The sequence below is a fragment of the Ruegeria sp. HKCCD6647-2 genome (assembly GCF_057221075.1).
Window position 1 is genome coordinate 867,342 of the sequence record NZ_JBWVBD010000001.1, and the last position, 22,134, is coordinate 889,475.

The 22,134-nt window shown below is 57.7% G+C and carries 21 protein-coding genes; 13 read left to right on the forward strand and 8 right to left on the reverse strand.

Going from position 1 to position 22,134, the window contains the following annotated elements; translation table 11 throughout:
• The first annotated feature begins 76 nt into the window (after window positions 1–76).
• The 3 genes from AC2TDJ_RS04160 to AC2TDJ_RS04170 are packed head-to-tail and all read left to right on the forward strand — an operon-like array spanning window position 77 to window position 1,565.
• Window positions 77–823 carry a hypothetical protein gene (locus tag AC2TDJ_RS04160; protein ID WP_480839521.1) on the forward strand — a complete coding sequence of 249 codons (747 nt, stop codon included), beginning with the start codon at window positions 77–79 and terminating at the stop codon, window positions 821–823.
• Window positions 823–1,218: a cell division protein ZapA gene (locus AC2TDJ_RS04165; RefSeq protein ID WP_480839523.1), complete on the forward strand. Its 396-nt coding sequence runs from the start codon at window positions 823–825 to the stop codon at window positions 1,216–1,218. Before AC2TDJ_RS04160 ends, AC2TDJ_RS04165 begins: the two co-directional genes overlap by 1 nt.
• Window positions 1,215–1,565: an MliC family protein gene (locus tag AC2TDJ_RS04170; RefSeq protein WP_480839525.1), complete on the forward strand. Its 351-nt coding sequence runs from the start codon at window positions 1,215–1,217 to the stop codon at window positions 1,563–1,565. The genes AC2TDJ_RS04165 and AC2TDJ_RS04170 overlap by 4 nt, the downstream gene beginning before the upstream one ends.
• A gap of 8 nt (window positions 1,566–1,573) precedes the next feature.
• Here AC2TDJ_RS04170 and grxD read toward each other — a convergent pair whose 3' ends face one another.
• From grxD to AC2TDJ_RS04205, 7 genes are all read right to left on the reverse strand, one after another.
• Window positions 1,574–1,936, reverse strand: a complete 363-nt coding sequence (gene grxD / locus AC2TDJ_RS04175) for a Grx4 family monothiol glutaredoxin (protein WP_480839527.1) — start codon at window positions 1,934–1,936, stop codon at window positions 1,574–1,576.
• Complete coding sequence (locus AC2TDJ_RS04180) at window positions 1,923–2,210, reverse strand: hypothetical protein (RefSeq protein WP_480839529.1); 288 nt, start codon at window positions 2,208–2,210, stop codon at window positions 1,923–1,925. Before AC2TDJ_RS04180 ends, grxD begins: the two co-directional genes overlap by 14 nt.
• On the reverse strand, window positions 2,207–2,443 hold the full coding sequence (locus AC2TDJ_RS04185; protein ID WP_152457878.1) for a BolA/IbaG family iron-sulfur metabolism protein: 237 nt from the start codon (window positions 2,441–2,443) through the stop codon (window positions 2,207–2,209). The genes AC2TDJ_RS04180 and AC2TDJ_RS04185 overlap by 4 nt, the downstream gene beginning before the upstream one ends.
• A 141-nt stretch (window positions 2,444–2,584) precedes the next feature.
• Window positions 2,585–4,744, reverse strand: coding sequence for a phosphoribosylformylglycinamidine synthase subunit PurL (gene purL / locus AC2TDJ_RS04190; protein ID WP_480839531.1), 2,160 nt, complete (start codon window positions 4,742–4,744; stop codon window positions 2,585–2,587).
• 88 nt (window positions 4,745–4,832) lie between these two features.
• Window positions 4,833–5,867 (reverse strand): BamA/TamA family outer membrane protein, encoded by a 1,035-nt coding sequence (locus AC2TDJ_RS04195; protein ID WP_480839533.1) that lies wholly within the window; start codon window positions 5,865–5,867, stop codon window positions 4,833–4,835.
• 150 nt (window positions 5,868–6,017) lie between these two features.
• A complete protein-coding gene (locus AC2TDJ_RS04200) occupies window positions 6,018–8,264 on the reverse strand; it encodes a mechanosensitive ion channel family protein (RefSeq protein WP_480839535.1) in 2,247 nt (748 codons plus the stop codon).
• Between the two features lie 279 nt (window positions 8,265–8,543).
• A complete protein-coding gene (locus tag AC2TDJ_RS04205) occupies window positions 8,544–9,452 on the reverse strand; it encodes a LysR family transcriptional regulator (RefSeq protein WP_480839537.1) in 909 nt (302 codons plus the stop codon).
• Between the two features lie 169 nt (window positions 9,453–9,621).
• On the opposite strand from AC2TDJ_RS04205, the gene AC2TDJ_RS04210 reads away from it, so the two are divergent.
• The 10 genes from AC2TDJ_RS04210 to AC2TDJ_RS04255 all read left to right on the forward strand — a co-directional run bounded on the left by AC2TDJ_RS04210 (window position 9,622) and on the right by AC2TDJ_RS04255 (window position 21,062).
• A complete protein-coding gene (locus AC2TDJ_RS04210) occupies window positions 9,622–13,041 on the forward strand; it encodes an indolepyruvate ferredoxin oxidoreductase family protein (protein ID WP_480839539.1) in 3,420 nt (1,139 codons plus the stop codon).
• Between the two features lie 78 nt (window positions 13,042–13,119).
• Complete coding sequence (locus AC2TDJ_RS04215; RefSeq protein ID WP_480839541.1) at window positions 13,120–13,998, forward strand: lysophospholipid acyltransferase family protein; 879 nt, start codon at window positions 13,120–13,122, stop codon at window positions 13,996–13,998.
• An 8-nt stretch (window positions 13,999–14,006) separates the two neighbouring features.
• Window positions 14,007–14,816 carry a glutamate racemase gene (gene murI / locus AC2TDJ_RS04220; protein WP_480839542.1) on the forward strand — a complete coding sequence of 270 codons (810 nt, stop codon included), beginning with the start codon at window positions 14,007–14,009 and terminating at the stop codon, window positions 14,814–14,816.
• Between the two features lie 94 nt (window positions 14,817–14,910).
• Window positions 14,911–15,939 (forward strand): N-acetyl-gamma-glutamyl-phosphate reductase, encoded by a 1,029-nt coding sequence (argC, locus tag AC2TDJ_RS04225; RefSeq protein ID WP_480839544.1) that lies wholly within the window; start codon window positions 14,911–14,913, stop codon window positions 15,937–15,939.
• A 7-nt stretch (window positions 15,940–15,946) separates the two neighbouring features.
• Entirely contained in the window at window positions 15,947–16,393 is a 447-nt protein-coding gene (gene ccmE / locus AC2TDJ_RS04230; protein ID WP_480839546.1) for a cytochrome c maturation protein CcmE, read from the forward strand.
• Window positions 16,394–16,539: 146 nt separating this feature from the next.
• Window positions 16,540–17,151, forward strand: coding sequence for a holin-associated N-acetylmuramidase (locus AC2TDJ_RS04235; protein ID WP_480839548.1), 612 nt, complete (start codon window positions 16,540–16,542; stop codon window positions 17,149–17,151).
• Window positions 17,142–17,720, forward strand: a complete 579-nt coding sequence (locus AC2TDJ_RS04240) for a holin family protein (RefSeq protein WP_480839550.1) — start codon at window positions 17,142–17,144, stop codon at window positions 17,718–17,720. The genes AC2TDJ_RS04235 and AC2TDJ_RS04240 overlap by 10 nt, the downstream gene beginning before the upstream one ends.
• Window positions 17,721–17,795: 75 nt before the next feature.
• Entirely contained in the window at window positions 17,796–19,760 is a 1,965-nt protein-coding gene (locus AC2TDJ_RS04245; protein WP_480839551.1) for a heme lyase CcmF/NrfE family subunit, read from the forward strand.
• Complete coding sequence (locus tag AC2TDJ_RS04250; RefSeq protein WP_480839553.1) at window positions 19,757–20,212, forward strand: cytochrome c-type biogenesis protein; 456 nt, start codon at window positions 19,757–19,759, stop codon at window positions 20,210–20,212. The genes AC2TDJ_RS04245 and AC2TDJ_RS04250 overlap by 4 nt, the downstream gene beginning before the upstream one ends.
• Before the next feature lie 73 nt (window positions 20,213–20,285).
• Window positions 20,286–21,062 (forward strand): enoyl-CoA hydratase-related protein, encoded by a 777-nt coding sequence (locus AC2TDJ_RS04255; RefSeq protein WP_480839555.1) that lies wholly within the window; start codon window positions 20,286–20,288, stop codon window positions 21,060–21,062.
• 9 nt (window positions 21,063–21,071) lie between these two features.
• Here the strand turns inward: AC2TDJ_RS04255 and bmt are convergent, their stop codons facing one another.
• A complete protein-coding gene (bmt, locus tag AC2TDJ_RS04260) occupies window positions 21,072–22,088 on the reverse strand; it encodes a betaine--homocysteine S-methyltransferase (protein ID WP_480839557.1) in 1,017 nt (338 codons plus the stop codon).
• Window positions 22,089–22,134 lie beyond the last annotated feature (46 nt).

A 22,134-nucleotide genomic window follows, 5' to 3' on the forward strand; every position in this document is an offset into this window, starting at 1 on the left:
TAAGCCCAGAGAGCTGCCGCCCATGATTCGGGCCGACGCGCAGCAATACGAACCTTGGTAAAGAGGTGACAGGGGCATGAGCCAGATCGAGGAATTACAGCGACGTATTATCACCGCGATGGAGCGGATCGGATCCGGGGTTGAAGCTTTGAAAGACGCTGCCCCGGCGGAAGCTTCTGCAGAACAGGATTTGCGCGCCGCCTTGGAAGAGGAACGCGTCGCCAATGCGCAATTGGAAGAGCGGATCAAGTCCCTGAAAACGCGCCACGATCAGGAAATAGACAATCTTCGCGCCGAGGTTGAAAAGGCGCAATCTGAACCGGAAGAAGATCCGGAAAATGGAAAACTGCGCGAGCAACTGGCCGAGGTAACATCGAAGCTGGCGTTGGTCGAAGCTGCGCGCGCTGAACTGGCAGATGCAAAAGCGGCGCTGGACAACAGCGAAGAGGTAGACGCACTGAAGGCCGAAAACACTCAGTTGCGCGCGGAACTGGCGGACAGCGAGCGCGTGGCGGAACTGAGTGCTGAGCTGGAAATGCTACGAGCCGAGCGCAGCAGCCATGGGGCGGCAATGTCCCGCCTGGACGACGATTTGCAGCGCATGCGCAAGGCAAACGAACAACTGCGTGCGTCGGTTGACGAACTTAGGGCGGCGACACAGGACGGCGTACCGGATGCCGAGTTGTTGAATCGCGCAACGGTGGCCGAGCTTGAGGCGACACGTGCCGCGCAGGCCACGGATGCGGCCGAAGCGCACGCGGTTCTTGCCCGACTGGAACCGCTGTTGTCGCGCGCCAAACTGGCAGAAGGAGAGGTTGAATAATGCCCGAGGTCACTATTCATATCGGTGGGCGCGGCTTTGACGTCTCGTGCCAGGACGGGGAAGAGGTATTTCTGCTGGCAGCCGCCAAGATGCTGGATGAGGAGGCGCAGGTTCTGTCCGACCAGATCGGACGCATGCCTGAATCAAGGATGCTGCTGATGGCTGGGTTGATGCTGGCCGACAAGTCCGCAGCAACAGAGGACAAAATCAAATCGCTGGAAGCCAAGCTGGCGCAAACAGAGGCCGAGTTGCAAACTCTGCGCAATGCACCCAGACCCGAGCCCGAGCGGATCGAAGTCGCGGTGGTGCCTCCGTCGGTTACGGACACTTTGGCCGAAATGGCAGCCCGCGCCGAAGCGCTTGCGGCGGTTGTCGAGGAGAAAGCCAGCAAATGAAAGTGTTGAGGCTTTCGCTTTGCAGCGCTGTTTTTTCGGTCGTGGCCACAGCAGGGCTGGCCGAGATCGATATTCTGTCGGTGACTTTCACCTGTGAAAACAACACACTTGTGCCAGTGTCGTATTTCAACGCCTCCGATGGATCAGGCGCTGCGGCGATGCTGATAGACGAGACACTTGTGGCGATGCGGCAGGCCCCGAGCGGGTCTGGCATTCGTTACGAGTCTGTTGGAGCAGAAGGTACGTATACACTCCGTTCCAAGGGCTGGGAGGCGACGATATCCTACCAAGCTGTTGGTGCAACAGCCCCTGAACGGGTCTTGTTCAAGGACTGTTCGAGTCGTTAATCGACCACTTACGCGTTTGCTTCGCGGATTTTGTCGGCCGCTTCCTTGTTGTAGCCAACACCGTTTTCGTCAAAAAGCGTGTCCAGCTCGCCCGAGAGTGTCATTTCGGTGATGATATCGCAGCCGCCGACAAATTCGCCTTTGACATAAAGCTGAGGAACGGTGGGCCAGTCGGAATAGTCCTTGATACCCTGGCGAACTTCTTCATCGGCCAGTACGTTCACGTCGGTGAATTCCACGCCCATATAATTCAGAACGCCGGCCACGCGTGAAGAAAACCCGCATTGCGGCATTTCCTTGGTGCCTTTCATGTACAGCACCACATCGTTGGCTTTGACGGTTTCGTCGATCTGGGTCTTAACGTCGCTCATCTTGCTTGTCCTCTTCACCCGCATCCGGGGCAATCGTTTCAGTCTGTGACGGGACGGGTGCCCATCCTTCTTCCTCTAGTCGCCGATGTTCGGCTTTGGCCAGCTCCAGCGGATCCAGCCCGTATCTTTCGATGCCGCCCACCTTGCTGAGTTTGTCCGGGTCGGGGCGCATGTCGGCAATGTTGCGTTTGCGGTTCCGCTTCCCATAGGCTTCGATCACTGCTGCGGCCGCGATCAAAACCGCAACCGTAATTATTACGTTTATCAGTGTCACTCAGGCACTTTCGTGGTCAACGCCAGCGCGTGCAATTCGCCATCCGGGCCGTCCATCTTGCCTTTCAGGGCCGCGTAAACAGCGCGTTGCTGCTGCACCCGGTTCTTACCGCGAAAGCTCTCATCCACAACCATGGCCGACATGTGCACGCCGTCGTTGCCGCCGACCTGGATTTCCGCATCAGGGAAGGCTTCGCGCAGCAGGTGTTCGATTTCGTGGGCGCTCATCGGCATGTAGGTTTACTCCTGAAGGTCTTTCTCAAGATGTAGAGCGATGCAGGAGCCCGTGCAAGGGCTTGCTGCGCTCTCAGAAACAGCAAATCCTGCACCGCTGTATGGACGCAGGATTCTGTGTTTGGCTAACGGATCAGACGCTCAGGCGACGGCCTCGGCAAAGCTTGAACGGAAGATTGCGGTCAACTCATCAAGCGACGCCTCGGATGCCCCGATCTTGACACTGTCGCCGGTGAAACGGCCCACTGAGACCAGCGGAACACCCGCCTGACCGGCGGTGATCATCAACGCCTCGGCCTGATCGAAGTTGCAGGCGACCAGATAGCGGGCCTGATCTTCACCGAACAGGAATTCGGTCGATGCGTCATCAAGATGAACGCCAATCCCGGCCGCTTCAGCCAGCTCAAACGCGGCGAGTACGAGACCGCCATCACCCAGATCGGTACAGGCCTTGATCATCTCGCGGTTGGCGCGGATGAAGTCGCCGTTGCGCTTTTCAGCGTCCAGATCAACATGCGGCGCGTCACCGTCTTCGCGGTTGAAGACCTCGGCCAGCAATGCCGACTGGCCAAGATGGCCATTGGTCTCGCCGATCACCAGCGCGACATGTCCTTCGCGTACCTCGTTGCCAATGATCTCGTCCGCATGCTGAAGCAGGCCAACCGCGCCAATGGTTGGGGTCGGCAGGATCGCCTGGCCGTCGGTCTCGTTGTACAGGGAAACGTTGCCTGACACGATCGGCATGTCCAGTGCGCCAACGGCGGCGCCGATGCCCTGAATCGCGCCGACGAACTGGCCCATGATCTCGGGTTTTTCGGGGTTGCCGAAGTTCAGATTGTCGGTGGTGGCAAGGGGTTTTGCCCCGACGGCAGTCAGGTTTCGATAAGCCTCGGCCACGGCCTGCTTGCCGCCTTCGACCGGGTTGGCGCGCACATAGCGTGGAGTCACGTCAGAGGTGAAGGCCAGAACCTTGTCTGTGCCGTGCACACGAACCATGCCGGCACCCAGACCGGGCGTGCGGGCAGTGTCGGCCATGACCATTGTGTCATATTGCTCATAGACCCATTGCTTGCCTGCGTAGTTGGGCGATGAGAGCAGGGCGCGCAGCCCGTCGATCGGATCGATCTGAGGGACTTCGGCCAGTTCCTCGGCCTGCGGTGTTGGAACCCATGGGCGGTCGTATTCAGGTGCGGTGGAGGACAACTTGGACAGGACGAGGTCGGCTTTGACCTCGCCATTGTGCATGATCAAAAAACGGTCTTCGGCAATTGTTTCACCAACGATGGCGAAGTCCAGATCCCATTTTTCGAACACGGCACGGGCCTCGGCCTCAAGCTCGGGTTTGAGAACCATCAGCATGCGCTCCTGAGATTCCGACAGCATCATCTCATAGGCAGTCATGTTCTCTTCGCGTTGTGGCACGTTCTCCAGATCAAGCCGGACGCCAAGACCGCCCTTGTCGCCCATTTCCACGGCGGAACAGGTCAGGCCAGCCGCGCCCATGTCCTGAATCGAGATCACGGCACCGGTTCGCATCAGTTCTAGCGTCGCCTCCATCAGGCGCTTTTCGGTGAAGGGGTCCCCGACCTGAACGGTGGGGCGCTTTTCTTCGATGGTGTCGTCGAACTCGGCCGATGCCATGGTCGCGCCACCTACGCCGTCACGACCGGTTTTGGCACCAAGGTAGACGACCGGCATACCAACGCCCGAGGCAGCAGAGTAGAAAATCTTGTCGCTGTCAGCCAGACCAGCCGCGAACGCGTTCACCAGGCAGTTGCCGTTATAGGCGGGGTGGAAGCGAACTTCACCGCCCACGCATGGCACACCGAAGCAGTTGCCGTAACCGCCTATACCTTCGACCACGCCATTGACCAGTTGTCGGGTCTTGTGGTGGCTGGGCTCACCAAAGGACAGTGCGTTCATCGATGCAATCGGGCGTGCACCCATGGTGAAAACGTCGCGCAGGATGCCGCCGACCCCGGTCGCCGCACCTTGATAGGGTTCGATGTAGGAGGGGTGATTATGGCTCTCCATTTTGAAGACCACGGCCTGACCATCACCGATGTCGACTACGCCTGCATTTTCGCCCGGGCCGCAAATTACCTGGGGCCCAGAAGTGGGCAGGGTACGCAGCCATTTCTTGGAAGACTTGTACGAGCAGTGCTCGTTCCACATCGCCGAGAAAATGCCGAGTTCGGTGAATGTCGGCTCGCGCCCGATGATCTCGAGGATCATATCGTATTCGTCGGGCTTCAGCCCGTGTGCGGCAATAAGATCCGGGGTGATGGCGGGCTCTTGCATCGTCTGTCCTGTGTCGAAGGTGGCCGAGATTGCGCGCCTTTTAGGGCAAGGGCGCGCCGGTGGGAAGGGTCAAGACCGCGCAGGGGTGTCAGAAGCGCTGACCGACATAGATATACAACTGATCTTCGCCCAGATTGTTGTGTGCCCAATCGACCGAGAAATCGACCGGGAACTTCTTCGAGACACGGTAACGGGCACCCAGACCATATGCCGTATGCGTTCCGCCGGCGGACAGGTTCGAGAAACTGTCACCGGTCTGACCAACACCACCAAAGGCGACCGCGCCCAAACGGCTCGTGAATTGATGGCGGTACTCGGCCTGGAATGAGATCAGCCTGAAGTCAAGAAACTGCGTGACGGGAAAACCGCGAAAGGCGTCCGTGCCGCCAAGCGAGCACTGGTCGAAGAAAGGCGTTTCCTGCGATGCCCCGCAAACGGAAACCCGCGCAGCGGCAACGCCTTTGGGGAAGGGGTTGAAGTAATGCGTGTAGTTCACAAAGGCTTTTGAATAGTCGCCTGTAACCCCCTCTAGCGTATGGCTGTATGCCAATTCGACCTCAAGGTTCGATCCGGTAGTCGGATAGATCGTGTCGTCGCGACGATCCCAGGATCCAACCAGTGTCGGTGTCACGATCTCCATATTCAGGAACTGATCAAATGGTGGCGGAATGGGCGGCAGACCAATCCCGTCTAGGCTTACGGATGTGTCCAAATAGCGAACGGCAAGGCCTGCGGATATCTGCGGTGTGAATCCATAGGACAGTTCTATGCGCCCCAGGGTGCCATCCTGAGTCACGGGCAACTGGCCGACCGATGTGAACAGGTCGTAGTTGATATTAGCCTTGGCGTATAGCGACTCGATCAGCCAGCGATTGCTATCGAACGCAAAGTTGGCCGCACCGCCGTAGGCCGTGCTTCCGTTGCTGGACCGAAGAGCGGCGACGCCGAAAAGGGACGGTTTGGAGTCTTCATCAAGTTGATAAAGGTACCCGGCGCCCAGCGTCAGGCCGGATCCGATTGTGGGGTCGGAAAAAGGTATTGGCACGGCAATGAAAGAGCCGTTTCGAAAGCCAATTGCCTCTTTCTTTTGGGCTTCGTCAAAGGGATCGACATTGGTTTCCACAGTGACGGAGCCGGCAAAGGCTAGTTTCGCGGAAATACTGACGACTGAGATAGAGGTTACGAATACAGAAAGTCTCACGACCAAACTCTCTCAGCTTTGCGAACTGGAACCGGGCAGAACCCGGCTCCAGCTGTTGGATAGGGCTTAAGCTTACCCTTGTTCCTTGTTAACCTCGGCGCTGGCTGCGGCGCCGATTGCGGCCTTTTGCTCATCGCTAATGTTTTCAGCCTCTTCCAGACCCGGGATCGCAACCCGCACTTCACGGCGGGCGAAGTCAATACCGTTCTCCTTGAAGGCGGCCTTGACGCGGTTGAAGATCTCCTTGCGCAAGGTGAATTGCTTGCCCGGTTTGGCCATGAACTTGCCCCGGATGATCATGCCAACATCGTCAAAGTCGAATACACCCTGAGATTTGAAGGGCTGCAGGAAGCCATCCTTGTGGGTTTCATCTTCCATCATCTCGGCGCCGATCTTCTTGAAGATCTTCTTGACCTTGTTGGGGTCGGTGTCGAAAGGCACGGTGAATTTCAGCTTCATGATGACCCAGTCGCGGCTGTAGTTGGTCAGCTTCTGAATCTCACCATATGGTATGGTGTGCACCGGTCCACGGTGGTGGCGCAGCTGCATCGAGCGGATGGAAATCTTTTCGACCGTCCCGGTGGTACCGCCAACGTCGACATATTCACCGACGCGGAAGGCATCGTCGATCAGGAAGAACACCCCACCAACGACATCCGCCACCAGTTTCTGCGCCCCGAAACCAATCGCCAGACCAAGTACACCCGCACCGGCCAGCAGCGGCGTGATATTGATACCCAATGCGCTGAGCGCCAACAGACCGAAGATGACAGAGATCGTGATCTGTGCGGTAACCCGCATCAGTGGCAGTACGGTTGCCAGGCGCGAGCCGCCGGCTCCTCCGCCTTCGCCACCTGCCTCTTCGTCCAACTCTTCGGCCGCAGTCTGCTCCTTGGCAAGACGGCGGTTGATCCACAGGGAAACAACCTCGTTCAAGATGTAGCCAACGGCAACGATCAGAAGGAACTCGATCACCGCCCCGCCAACTTCGGCGCTGACACCGGCCGAGGCGACGTGACGAAGGTCCAGATGCCAGGCCCGCGCGATCATGAAGACAACGATCAAACCCGCTATGACGCGACCGATCCTGATGTAGCTGCGCTTGGTTGATTTATACGCGCGTTCGGCCAGCGGACCTTCACCGGACATCGGCGGCTGAAGATGGCGCACCAGACCGCGTATCAAAGTGTCCAGCGCCGGTGCGATCAGCAGCCAGAACATGGTAGTGAAATGCGGTCCGTTTACCAACAATGCGATGATTGCCGGGTCACGCTGCGCAACCAGGAATTCGACCAGCAGCCATATCACCGCGGACACGCCGATGGCGAAATAGGGATAATATTGGGCGACCTCTTCGTCGAATTTAGTGTGATCGGGATCGGTGCCCAACATCATCTGAGACAGGCCTTCACGCGCAGTCCAGGCGATGACACCGATATAGATGTGAATCGCGGCGTTCAGCCAGAAACCGATACGCGTTTCCCCGCCGGTAATGCCATTCAGCCCATTGAACCTGAGGATGAACATCGTGAACCCGATCAGGATCAGCAGGCCGATCAGGTTGCGGTGCAGATACTTCGCCCAATGGTTGTCTACATTGACCAGCCGGAAATGCGGTTGATTGGGTGCCAGAATAAACCGGGAAACGGCGGCGCCCAGACGAGGGATCCAGATCAGGAAGAACACAAACGGCGCGGCATATACGATTTGTTCAGGTGTCAGCACGGCCCGTCCAAGCGCACGGATGACGACATAGAACACGACCAGGCCTGCGATTTCATTGCAGAAACGGCGGAACAGATATCGAACCGCGCCCCACAAATCGGCGTCTTCGCCTTCACCAGCTTTTGCATGCCACCTGCGAGTGAAGAGACCAAATAGCTTTTCAGCAACAAAACCGGCAATTAACACGCTCAAGGTAAGGCCCATGAGGACAAACACGCCCGCTGAGCCGAATGTGTCCGTGAAATTGCTGAACGCCGTTATCTGAGCGGTGACAATATTTGGCAACGTGGTCAGGACGTGAGTCCAGGACGAGACCATTTCAGCCCAGATCTCGTTGATCTCGGTCAGCGGATCCTCATGATCTTCCTTGGCTGCCGCCTGTTCCTTTGCGACAGCATCCAGACGCTCAAGCAGGATGGCGCGGACCTGATCGTCGGACATCCGGGCAACCAGATCATCAACCTGCTCAGGCGTCAGATCCTCGGGTATGGAAACAGTAGCGGGTGCTGAGGCGCCATTGTCCTGCGCGTGAAGTGGCCCTGAAATCAACAGCACTGAAAGCAGCGCTATCAGCAAGCGAAAGGGATGGAACATTGATTTTGCCCTCGATCACAAAAAATTTGATTGTTTTTCCGGATCATACGGGCAGGCATCAATTTTTCCCAGAAGTTTCAACGGGGCGATGATGCGAAAGAGCAAAAAACCAAAAAAAAGGCCGAGCACTAAGCTCGGCCGTAGTCCAACAGGGAGGTATGAAGATGATGAGCGTTTCAGCATCACCGCCTTCGAGAGGTCATTTAGGGATCACTTTGTGTGCGATCAAGGAATTTTACACGTTAATCAGGTCAATTCCGCTATGCCCGTAATGCATAGCTAGAGTTTTCCCATCTGCCTCAACTGCTTACGGTGGGCTATGATTTCGTCCTGAACGAAATCCCGAAACGCGGCAACGCGTTTGGAATGGCGCAATTCCTCGGGATAGGCGAGGTAAACCGGAACGTCCGCGCTCTCAGTATCGGACAAAACGGGCACCAGGTCGGGGAAATCTTCGGTCACGTAATCCGGAAGCACGCCGAGACCGAGATCGTGCAATACGCCCTGAAGAACACCGAAGTAATTGTTCACCGTCAGCAGTGAACTGGGCTCATACGTCATCAAACGTCGCACCAAGGCGGCGCTCGCGCCAACCTGGGGTGCAGCCGGGGTCTGACAGATCAGCCGGTGTTTCGAGATGTCTTCAAGCTTTTCCAGAGGTGCATTGTGGGAATCCAGGTAGCTGCGCGTGGCATAAAGCAACATCTGCACCGTCATCAGGCGTTTGCGGACGAGGTCGGCCTGGCTGGGTTCTTTCATGCGGATGGCCACGTCGGCCTCGCGCATGGGCAGGTCCAATACCCGCTCCTCGAGCATCAGATCGATGTTGAGGTCTGGATATTGCTCATAAAGCTTGGGCAGGCGCGGGGCCAGCCACAGGGTGCCAAAGCCGAAAGTCGTTGTGACGCGAAGAACTCCAAAGACCTCATCCTCGCTGTCGCGTATGCGGGCGGCGGCAGTATCCAGGCGTTTGGACATGGCCGAGGTGGCATCAAATAGAAGTTCGCCCTGTTCTGTCAGAATCAGGCCGCGCGCGTGGCGGTGAAACAGGGTGGCATTCAGTGATTCTTCCAGCGCGCGAATCTGACGGCTCACGGCGGATTGAGACAGATTAAGCTTGTCTCCGGCATGCGTGAGGCTGCCGGCGTCCGCTACCGCGTGAAATATTCTGAGCTTGTCCCAATCCATCTTCGCAACTTTCGTTATCCTGTCGCAGCCCTATATGAAACACGTAACAAATTCCACATTCAAACGGTGAAATCGTTACAGTTAAGGGGAAAATTGCTATACAGGTCAGAAATTATGACCTAAAATGCGTGGAAATGAAGCACACTAATCCGACGAGGGGAGACGTCAGATGAGTCAGCCAAAAATCTCGCTCAATGACCGGTTCGATCTGACCAAAAGTCCTGTTCTGCTGAACGGGACGCAGGCATTGGTGCGATTGATGCTGATGCAGAAAGCCCGCGACACCAAAGCCGGATTGAACACCGCCGGTCTGGTCACCGGATATCGCGGGTCACCGCTGGGCGCAGTGGACCTGCAGATGACGCGGGCGCAGAAGCAACTGGCGGAAAACGACGTGACCTTTCAGTACGGGTTGAACGAAGATCTGGCGGCGACAGCGCTTTGGGGAAGCCAGCAGGCAGGGTTGCGGGGCGACGGCAAGTTCGATGGTGTATTTGGCCTGTGGTACGGCAAAGGTCCGGGTGTTGACCGGTCAGGTGACGTCATGCGCCACGCCAACATGGCAGGTACGGCGAAACACGGCGGCGTTCTGATGGCCATGGGGGATGACCATACCGGTGAAAGCTCAACCGTGCTGCATCAGTCGGAATGGTCGCTGGTGGACATGTATATGCCGGTCGTCAGCCCGGCGGGTGTGCAGGAAATCCTCGACTACGGTATCTATGGCTTCGCGCTCAGCCGGTTTGCCGGTGTCTGGGTCGGCCTGAAGACGATGAAGGACACGATCGAGGTAACATCCGTGGTCGATGGCAGCCCCGACCGGATGGAAATCGCAACTCCACAGTTCGACATGCCGGAAGGTGGGTTGAATATCCGTCTCGGAGATACCCCGCATCTGCAGGAAGCGCGCGTGATCGATTACAAGCGATTTGCGGCAGAGACGTTCTCGCACGCCAACAAGATGGACAAGCGCGTCTGGGGAAAACCCGGCGCCAAGATTGGTATTGCTGCGGCAGGCAAGAACTGGCTGGATCTCGTTCATGCCATGTCGCTGCTAAACATCGATGCGAACGAGGCCGAACGCCTGGGCATCACCACCTACAAGATCGGCCAGACTTTTCCGTTGGATATGAAGGGGTTCCACGACTGGGCTGAAGGGCTGGACCTGATCATCATCGTCGAGGAAAAGCGAAAACTGATCGAGGTTCAGGTCAAGGAAACGATCTTTGACGACCGCCGCGGCCGCCGCGTTTATGGTTGGTACAAAGGCGGTGCAGGGACGTTGCACCGGGAAGAGCTGTTCCCGACTCGCGGCGCGCTGGATCCCATCATGATTGCCGAAAAGCTGGGCGAAATTCTGATTGAAGAGGGGCGCGATACCGAAGGCCTGCGGGCTGGTCTGGCCAAGCTCTCGGACGCGCGCCGTGCGGATAATGCGCAGGAAATCGCGGCCCGCCTGCCGTATTTCTGTTCCGGTTGCCCGCATAACAGTTCGACAAAACTGCCTGACGGCAGCCGGGCTTATGCCGGGATCGGGTGCCACTACATGGTGCAGTGGATGGACCGTGAGACGACCGGGTTTACCCAGATGGGTGGCGAAGGGGCGAATTGGATCGGAGAGGCGCCATTCTCGACCACCAAACACGTATTCCAGAACCTTGGCGACGGAACGTACAACCATTCGGGCGTGCAGGCGATCCGGGCTGCGCTGTCCTCTGGCACGAATATCACCTTCAAGATTTTGTTCAATGATGCCGTCGCCATGACGGGCGGACAGGAAAACGAAGGTGACCTGACCGCAGAACGTATCGTTGCCGAAGTCACTGCGATGGGTGTCAAGCATGTGGCCGTTGTCTATGACGAAAAGGAAGATGTGAACTTCAAGGCGTTGCCGGCAGGAGTGGAAACTCACGAACGTGCCGAATTGATGCGCGTTCAGGAAAAATACCGTGATATTGAGGGTGTATCGGTCATTGTTTATGTGCAGACCTGCGCGGCCGAGAAGCGCAGGCGGCGCAAGCGCGGGTCTTTCCCGGATCCGGACAAGCGCGTTTTCATCAACACGGATGTTTGCGAAGGGTGTGGTGATTGCGGCATTCAGTCGAACTGTGTTTCGATTGTTCCGAAAGAGACCGAACTTGGCCGCAAACGTGCGATCGACCAGTCGAGCTGCAACAAGGATTTTTCCTGCCTGAACGGTTTTTGCCCGTCGTTTGTCACACTTGAAGGGGCGAAAATCCGGAAAGAAGCCACAACCGAAATCGACCTGCCGGATCTGCCAGAACCGGATTTGCCGCAGATTAGCGGCACACACAACGTAGTGATCACGGGCGTCGGCGGCACGGGTGTCGTCACGATTGGTGCGGTTCTGGCTCAGGCGGCGCAGATTGATGGTAAGGGCGCGGGAATGATGGAGATGGCGGGCCTCGCGCAAAAAGGCGGCGCGGTTCATATCCATTGTCGTCTTGCTGATCGTCCTGAGGATATCAGCGCCATCCGGGTGGCGACCGGAGAGGCGCATGCCGTGATCGGAGGCGACTTGGTGGTGTCCGCCGGGGCAAAAACGTTGGGTCTTACGCAGACGGGACAGACGGGCGCGGTCGTCAACAGTCATGAGATCATAACGGGCGACTTCACGCGCGACACCGATTTCCGGATTCCGGCTGATCAGCTCGAACTGGCATTGCGCGCCCGCCTGAAGGAAGGCGTCGACCTGTTTGATACCACGGATCTGGCTCGTGCTGTGATGGGAGATTCCATTTATTCGAACATGATGGTCTTCGGTGCCGCCTGGCAACGTGGATTGCTTCCGATCCGCCACGAAGCGATCCTGCAGGCCATTGAACTGAACGGTGCGGCTGTCGAGCGCAACAAACGCGCGTTTGCGATCGGTCGCTGGGCCGTTCTGTTCCCAGAGGAGGTGGCGAAGGTCCTCAAGCCCAATGTGACTGAAATGCCGAAAACGCTGGACCAGATGATTGATTTCCGCGCGGATCACCTGCGCAGCTATCAGGGTCCACGTCTGGCGAAACGGTATCGCAAGATGCTTGATGGCATCGAAGACACAGAAATCAAAGAGGCCGTCGCGAAGGGCTACCATAAACTGCTGTCCTATAAGGATGAATACGAGGTCGCGCGACTGCTGCTGGACAGCCGCAGCAAGGCCGCAGCCGAGTTTGACGGCGATTTCAAGATGACCTTCCACCTTGCGCCGCCGGCGCTGGGTGGCAATGCAAGCGGCGAGCGTCCGCGCAAACGCGCATTCGGGGAATGGTTTCAGGGCCCACTGAAGATTTTGGCGCGGCTGAAATTCCTGCGCGGCACGCCATTCGACCCGTTCGGCTACAGCACAGAACGCAAGATGGAGCGGTCACTGATCCGGCAATACGAAAGGGATATGAAACAGGTATTGCCGAGAGTGACGATGGGAACGCGCGATGCAGTTGCAGCTTTGGCTCGTTTGCCACTGGATATCCGCGGGTTCGGTCCTGTTCTGAGGGAAAACGAAGCGAAAGCAGCCAAACGACGCGAGGAACTTCTGGCAGTAATCAGTGCCGACGGATCGCAGGTAAAGTCTGCGGCAGAGTGAAGCTTCACAAGGTTGTCACGTTACTTGGGCAAAATTGTTACCTAATAAATAATACAGGCCCTGTTAGCGGAGTATCCAATGCCTTCGTCCCGTGATGTCGCTCGTGACATTTCCTATGCTTATTCCGCTGAAACCAAAGGCGGGCGCATGATGATCAAGCTGATGGAAAACACCACCGGACGTTTGCGCCTGATCAAACGGGCAGATGGGTACGAGCGGGAAGTTTCGAACGGCCGCGATTTCTGGTCGGTGATGGTCGAGCGGTACGGGTTGTCTTTGGATGTCGTCGGCGGGTCCTTGTCGAATGTTCCGGAAGCCGGACCGTTGATCCTGATCGCCAATCACCCCTATGGCATTCTGGATGGGTTGATGATGGGGCACATTTTGTCCCAAACCCGCGGCGATTTCCGAATTCTGGCGCATCGCGTGTTCCGCAAGGCAGAGGACCTGAACAGGATCATTCTGCCGATCTCATTCGATGAAACGAAAGAAGCGATGAGGCTGAACCTCGAAACTCGAAAAACCGCATTGAATTACTTGGGCGACGGCGGGGCGATCGGAATTTTCCCGGGCGGTACGGTTAGCACGGCAGTCAAGCCGTTTGCGCACCCCATGGACCCGGGCTGGCGCGGTTTCACCGCCCGCATGGTGGCCAAGTCGAATGCGACGGTTGTGCCTGTTTTCTTTGACGGTCACACCTCGCGTTTGTTCCAGATCGCCAGCCATTTACACTATACGCTGCGGATGGGTTTGCTGATCAAAGAGTTCAAGAAACGCGTTGATACCCCCGTCAAAGTTGTTGTTGGCGAACCGATTGGGCGCGATGTTTTGGACCCATTGGCAAAGGATACGCGCAAGATGATGGATTTCTTGCGCAAAGCCACGTATGAGCTGTCCCCGAAGCCGTTAAAGTCTTATGACTACGGCTATGAATTCGAGGAACGGCATCGCGCCTGAAGGGGCAAATGGCAGTAGGTATCTTTGATTCCGGGTTGGGTGGGCTGACCGTCCTGAACGCCGCGCAGCAACGTCTGTCGGACGTTGATTTCCTGTATTATGCGGACAACGCGCACGCGCCCTATGGCGTGCGGGATGCCGAGGATATCTATCAACTGACACGCCGTGCCGTGCATGATCTGTGGTCACGCGGGTGCAATCTGGTGATTCTGGCCTGCAACACAGCCAGCGCCGCCGCCCTGCGCCGAATGCAGGAGGAAGGCGTGCCCGAAGGCAAGCGGGTTCTGGGCGTGTTCGTACCGCTGATTGAGGCGCTGACCGAACGGCAATGGGGCGACAATTCGCCCCCGCGCGAGGTCGAAGTGCAGCATGTGGCGCTGTTTGCCACTCCAGCGACTGTATCCAGTCGCGCGTTTCAGCGTGAACTGGCCTTCCGCGCCATCGGTGTGGATGTCGAAGCACAGGCTTGCGGCGGTGTCGTCGATGCCATCGAAGATGGAGACATGATCCTGGCCGAAGCGTTGGTGCGCAGCCATGTCGACGCGCTGAAGCGCAAGATGCCCGACCCCCAGGCCGCGATTCTCGGCTGTACGCATTACCCGTTGATGGCGGAGACCTTTCAGCAGGCACTTGGCGCTGATGTAAAAGTCTACAGCCAGGGTGATCTGGTTGCCGAAAGCTTGGCCGATTACCTGCAACGCCATCCCAACATGACGGGCGAGGGCGAAGGCGGGTTTCTGACAACCGGGAAACCGGCCTTCGTCAGTGATCGTGCAACCCAGTTCCTCCGACGACAAATCACCTTTGCGGCTGCCTGACCTAAGTCAAGGACGGTCTCTTACCAAATCATTAGTTCGATGACCGTCGCATCGGCGGTCGTAAGATGTGGCATATAAGTGAAAGAGGTCTCGCATGACCCACAAAATCGCAATTCTGGGCGCATCCGGTTATACCGGCGCCGAACTGGTGCGGCTGATCGCCGAGCATCCGAATATGGAAATCACAGCGCTCGCCGCCGAGCGCAAGGCGGGCCAGCCCATGGCGCAGGTCTTTCCGCATCTGAGGCACTTGGATTTGCCGGAACTGTGCAAAATCTCCGAGATCGACTTTTCGCAGGTTGATCTGTGCTTCTGCGCTTTGCCGCACAAAACCAGTCAGGAAGTCATCCGCGAATTGCCGAAGACGTTGAAGATTATCGATCTTTCAGCAGACTTCCGGCTGAGCGACCCAGAAGAATACGAAAAGTGGTACGGCAATCCGCATTCCGCCGTCGCCCATCAGGAAGAGGCCGTTTATGGCCTGACCGAGTTTTACCGGGATGAGATCCGGTCTGCGCGCCTTGTGGCCGGAACGGGTTGCAATGCGGCGACGGGGCAATATGTTCTGCGGCCGCTGATTTCGGCGGGCGTGATTGATCTGGAGGACATCATCCTTGATCTGAAATGCGCTGTATCCGGTGCCGGGCGGGCGCTGAAGGAAAATCTGCTGCATGCCGAACTGAGCGAAGGTTGCAATGCTTATGCCATTGGTGGAACGCATAGACATCTTGGCGAGTTCGATCAGGAATTTTCGAAACTCGCCGGGCGGACCGTGCACGTGCAATTCACGCCACACCTGATCCCGGCCAATCGGGGCATTCTGGCGACCACCTATGTAAAGGGCGATCCGCATAGCGTCTTTGAGACGCTGTGTTCCGCCTATGAAACCGAACCGTTCATTCAGGTACTGCCGTTTGGCGAAACCCCTTCGACCCATCATGTGCGGGGCTCGAACTTCTGTCATATCGGCGTGGCTGAAGACCGGATTGAACGCCGCGCGATTGTCGTAGCGGCCTTGGATAACCTGACAAAAGGTAGCAGCGGGCAAGCCTTGCAGAACGCAAACCTGATGTTAGGTGAAGCTGAAACGGCGGGCCTGATGATGGCCCCTCTGTTCCCGTGAGGAAACTATGAAAACGCTCAAGAAACGTCGTCGTGTACAAGTGATTTTGCTGGCCGTGGTGGCTTTGGTGCTTGCGACGGGGTTGATCGGGTATGCGATGCGGGATGGCATCAACTTCTTCCGTTCACCCAGCCAGGTGATTGCCGAGCCACCGAAACCGACTGAAGTGTTCCGCATTGGCGGTCTGGTCGAAGAAGGTTCGATCATTCGCGGGCAGGGTGAAACGGTACGTTTTGTCGTAACCGACGGGGGCGAAAGTGTGCCTGTGGCCTTTACCGGTGTATTGCCCGACCTTTTTTCTGAAAATCAGGGTATGGTCGGTACCGGAAGTTACGTGAATGGTGTCTTTGAAGCCACTGAAATTCTGGCAAAGCATGACGAAACTTACATGCCAAAAGAAGTCGTGGACGCGCTGAAAGAGCAGGGCGTCTACAAAGAGGCGGGCGATAGCTGATCGTTGGCTCCTTTCTTCCTCAATCTGAGGCGAACTGGGTCTGAAGAACAGGGCGTTGCATTCACATGGTGCGCAACGCCCTTTCCTGTTTCTCAGGTTTAACGTTTTTCCCTGACCGTTTCCGCAACGTGTCAAAGGGGGACCGCATGCAAACAGTTCGGCAGATTGCCATGGGCATAGTAGCGCGAGAGGGCGGCTATGTGGATGACCCGGACGATCCCGGAGGCCCCACCAAGTTCGGTGTCACCATTCACACCATGCGCCGGCTCGGATTGGATGTGACGGGCGATGGACGGATCACTCGCGCCGATGTTCAGTCATTGAGCAAGGATCAGGCCATCGAAGTATTTCTGGAACACTATTTTGAAAAACCGCGCATTGCATTGTTGCCCGAGGAATTGCGGGCATCGCTGTTCGATATGTATGTCAACTCAGGAGCGCAGGCGGTGCGAATCCTGCAGCGCTTGCTGCATGACATGGAATTTGACGTGGTTGTTGATGGCGTGATCGGTCAGCAGACGGCTGCTGCCGCTCATGCTGCAGCAATACCTGATCCAGTTGTTCTGCGGGACGCCTACGGGGTCGCGCGTCGGAACTATTATTTCAAGCTGGCCGATCATCATTCGTCGTTGCGCAAGTATGCGCGTACGCGCACAGGCAATAAGGGAGGATGGATTCGACGCGCAGAAGAGTTCTTGTCCGCCTCGTACCATCTGACCACCAAAGAATTTCAGCAAAGGGTCGCAGCATGGGTTTGATCGCGGGGATTTTGGGCATGCTGTTTGGCACAGGCCGGAACGTGGTGCGCGAGACGGCCGAAGTCTTTCGCGAAAACACCGATGCGGGGGCTCAACGCGCCGTTGCGTTGCGTGGGCAGGCGATGCAGCAGTTCGGGGCCGAATTTCAAGGCGGTGCGAAGGGACGATACGACAGGTTCATGGATGGGCTGAACCGCCTGCCACGGCCGGCTCTGGCTTTGGGAACGTTGGCCTTGTTCGTGGCAGCGATGATCGATCCGCTGTGGTTTGCGGCGCGGATGCAAGGGATCGCGCTGGTTCCTGAACCTTTGTGGTGGTTGCTGGGCGTGATTGTGTCCTTCTATTTCGGAGCGCGGCATCAGGCCAAGGTGCAGGATTTCCAGCGTGAAATCGGCGCGACAATGCTGCGCGCACCGACCGTGATGGCCAACCTTGAGGCATTGCGGTTGATGCGCAGCGACAGCCCCGGCGTTGCAGACCCGGGGACGGATGCGGAGTTGGCTCAAGGGATTTCTCGACCGGACGAGAATCGCGCTTTGGAAGATTGGCGTCGTCTGCAAAAGGCATAAGGCGCGACACTTTGTGCCCCGCGAAATCGCGAATGTGAATGGCACTTGTCGGGGCGCAGCAGTATAAACGGCCCCATGATTACCGAGCTTGGCCACTTCGCCCTTATCCTTGCCTTTCTGGTCGCAATTGTTCAGACCGTGGTGCCCCTGGTTGGGGCCGCCAATCGCTGGACCGGGTGGATGGCATTTGCCGAACCGGCAGCCATCGCCCAGTTTCTTCTGACGACGTTTTCGTTTGGCGCTTTGGTCTGGGCGTTCGCTGCCTCTGACTTTTCGCTGCGGATTGTCGTTGAAAACAGCCACTCGGCAAAACCGATGATATACAAGATCAGCGGCACCTGGGGGAACCACGAGGGTTCCATGCTGTTGTGGGTGCTGATCGTGACGATTTTCGGGGCCATGGCAGCCTTTTTTGGCGGCGGGCTGCCTCCGACGCTGAAAGCACGTGTTCTGGCGGTTCAGGCCGCTATCGGAGTGGCGTTCTTTGCCTTTATCCTGTTCACTTCGAACCCTTTTGACCGTCTTCCGGTGCCGCCATTCGATGGGCGAGATTTGAACCCGCTGTTGCAAGACCCCGGATTGGCTTTCCATCCACCGTTTCTGTATCTGGGCTACGTCGGTCTGAGCATGGCTTTCAGCTTTGCCATCGCGGCGCTGATCGAAGGTCGTGTTGATGCAGCCTGGGGTCGTTGGGTGCGGCCATGGACGCTTGCTGCATGGGTCTTCCTGACAATCGGAATCGCATTGGGGTCGTGGTGGGCCTATTATGAGCTTGGCTGGGGCGGTTTCTGGTTCTGGGATCCGGTCGAGAACGCATCCTTCATGCCTTGGCTGCTGGCGGCCGCGCTTCTGCATTCGGCCATTGTCGTAGAGAAGCGGGAAGCCTTGAAAAGCTGGACAATTCTGCTTGCAATCATTGCATTCGGGTTCTCGCTGATCGGGACGTTCATCGTGCGCTCTGGCTTGCTGACATCCGTACATGCCTTCGCTAACGACCCCGAGCGCGGTGTATTTATCCTGTTTATTCTGGTGATCTTCGTCGGCGGTGCGTTGACCCTGTTTGCGGCCCGCGCGCAGGCGATGGAGGCCAAGGGTGTTTTTGGTATGGTCAGCCGCGAAAGCGCGCTGGTACTGAACAACATCCTTTTGGCGGTCAGCTGCTTTGTCGTGTTCTTCGGCACCATGTGGCCCATGGTGGCCGAGATGGCATTTGACCGTAAACTCTCGGTCGGTGCGCCGTTTTTCAATGCCGCGTTCACACCGTTCATGATTGCCCTGGGGATCGCGTTGCCGCTTGGCTCCATGCTGCCTTGGAAGCGGGGCAAGCTGCGTCGGGTGGCGTGGTCGCTGCGCTATGCGTTCGTGTTGGCTGTGGCTTTGGCCATTCTTGTCTGGGTCATGCAAACAGGGCGAAGTGCGCTGGGTCCGGTGGGGCTTTTCCTGGGGGCCTGGATTACGTTTGGCGCCATCGTGGATCTCTGGAGCCGTACCGGCCGCAAAGGCAGCGTGGCCCGTCTGTTCCGCCTGCCGCGGGCCGATTGGGGCAAAGCGGTGGCCCATACCGGGCTGGGTGTCACCATGTTCGCAATTGCCGGTCTCACCGCCTGGGAAGTCGAGGACATTCGCGTCGCACAGCAGGGTCAGCCCTATGAAGTCGGACAGTTCACGTTGACTTTGCAGGACGTGCGCCGGGTTCAGGGGCCGAACTACTTCTCGACCATGGCGGATGTTGTGGTTGAAAAGAACGGACGTCAAATCACAACATTGCATCCGGAAAAACGCGATTATCCGGTCGCCCGGATGCCGACCACCGAAGCGGCAATCGATTATCGGTTCCTGCGAGACGTCTACGTGGTGATCGGGGATCAGCAAGCCGATGGTGGATGGGTCATGCGAACCTATATCAAGCCACTGACCAACTGGATCTGGGGCGGTTGTATCCTGATGTCGTTGGGTGGTGTCCTCAGCCTGTCGGACCGTCGTTTCCGTGTTGCCGCCGGTGCCCGCAAGACCCCGCAATCTGGAGTACCTGCGGAATGAAGCGTCTCGTCCTGATCCTGATGCTGCTGGCCACACCTCTGATGGCGGTGCAGCCTGACGAAGTTCTGGACGACCCGGCGCTTGAGGCGCGGGCGCGGGATATCAGCACCGGGCTGCGCTGCCTTGTCTGCCGAAATGAAAGCATCGACGAAAGCAATGCAGAGCTGGCGCGTGACTTGCGCATCCTGTTGCGCGAACGACTTGTTGCCGGGGACACCGATCAGGAAGCGGTGGACTTCATCGTCGATCGTTACGGTGAGTATGTGCTGCTGAAACCTACCACAACCGGGGCCAACCTGATGTTGTGGCTTGCCGGGCCGATCATGCTGTTGATCGCGGCGGCCATGGGGTGGAGCTTTCTGCGCAAGCGCGCAAAGCACCAGACGGCTGAAAAGACCGATACGCTAAGCGAAGAGGAAAAGGAACGCCTGCGTCAAATTCTGGAAGACTGACGCGCGGTTCACCTTTCCCTTCTTTCACAATTGCGTCAGGGTTCCCCAAACGCTGCGCAGGTGAGGATTTTTCATGGAATACGAAGCTGTCCATCTCGACATCACGGATGGTTTGGCGGTTTTGACGCTGAATCGGGCAGACAAGATGAACGCGCTGACAACGCAGATGCGCGCCGAGATCACCCACGCGATGAAACATGCTGCCCGCCACGCGCGCGCCGTGGTTCTGACAGGTTCGGGAAAGGCGTTCTGCTCGGGTCAGGATCTTGGCGATGCATCGAGCACCGGCAAGATCGATCTTGAGCGAGCGTTGCGCGATGAATACGAACCGATGCTGGAATCTGTCTATGACTGTCCGGTTCCAACGATTGCCGCGGTCAATGGTCCTGCGGCAGGGGCAGGGGCCAACCTTGCCCTGTGCGCCGATGTTGTGATCGCAACTGAGAGTGCGTATTTCCTGCAGGCCTTTGCGAGGATCGGTCTTTTGCCGGATGCCGGAGGCACGTGGTTCATGCCGCGTCAGATGGGTTTTGCAAAAGCCATGGGTGCGGCCCTGTTCGCCGACAAGATCAGTGCCCGACAGGCCGACGACTGGGGTTTGATCTGGGAAGCGGTTTCGGACGACGCGTTTGAGGCCCACTGGCGCAAGCGTGCCGCCTATCTTGCAAAGGGTCCCACGGCAGGCTTTGCCGCGATCAAGCAGGCGATCCGGGGCACTTATGAAAAAACCCTGCCGCAGCAGCTAGCGACCGAGGCTCATTTACAGGGCGAATGTGGTCGGACCCGGGACTTTGCCGAAGGTGTCGTGGCCTTTCTGGAAAAACGCCCCCCGGTCTTCGAGGGGCGCTGATCGCAGTGATTACGCCCGACGGCGGCGGCGCGACCGGCGTTCCGGCGCGGCGGTATCCCCTTCGGTGCCGTCCGAGGCGGAAGAGAACGGGCCCAGCGCCGCGGTGATCTGATCCAGCGTCGGGCGCTCTGCGCGCGGTTGAGTATCCAGCGCCTCGCGCATTTTACGCAGGTGGTCGGGCATCGTTCCGCAGCACCCACCAATGATCGTTGCGCCAGCGTCGCGCGCCATGGCGGCATACTGACCCATCAGTTCCGGCGTGCCGTCATAGTGGATATGGCCGTCCACATATTTTGGGATACCGGCGTTGCCCTTGGAAATCAGCGGTCGTTCGGTCCCCTGAGCGGCGAAGCCCAGGACCGTGCGCAGGATGTCCGACGCACCAGTGCCGCAATTTGCGCCGAATGCAATCGGCGGGTTGGGCAATGTTTCAACCATCTGTGCCAGATCGGCCGACGTCACGCCCATCATGGTGCGTCCGGCTGTGTCAAAACTCATGGTGCCGCACCAGGGCATGTTGGCCAGGGCAAAGGCTTCGGCTGCGGCACGGAACTCTTCCGGTGCGCTGATGGTTTCAACCCACAAGACATCGACCCCACCGTCTTTCAGTGCCTCAGCCTGTTCGTGGAACATCTCGACGGCGTCGGCATGCGTCAGACTGCCGACGGGTTCCATAATTTCACCGGTCGGCCCGACCGATCCCGCAACGACAACGGGGCGCCCGGCCTTGTCCGCAACTTCGCGGCCCAGTTCTGCGCCGATGCGGTTCAGCTCACCCACGCGGTTATGCGCATCATGCAGTTTCAGCCGTGCGGCGGTGCCACCGAATGTATTGGTCAGAAACAGATCACTGCCCGCGTCCACAGACCCCTGATACAAGGCCCGGATCTTGTCGGGGGCGTCCACGTTCCATAGTTCCGGCGCGTCGCCGGATTGCAGACCCATATTGAACAGATTTGTTCCGGTTGCCCCATCCGCCAGAAGGGCGTCATTGGTTTCCAGAAGCTTGCTGAGTGCATTTGTCATTGGGGTATTCCAATTTTTGGCCCAAAGGGCCGATAAAAAATTTAGA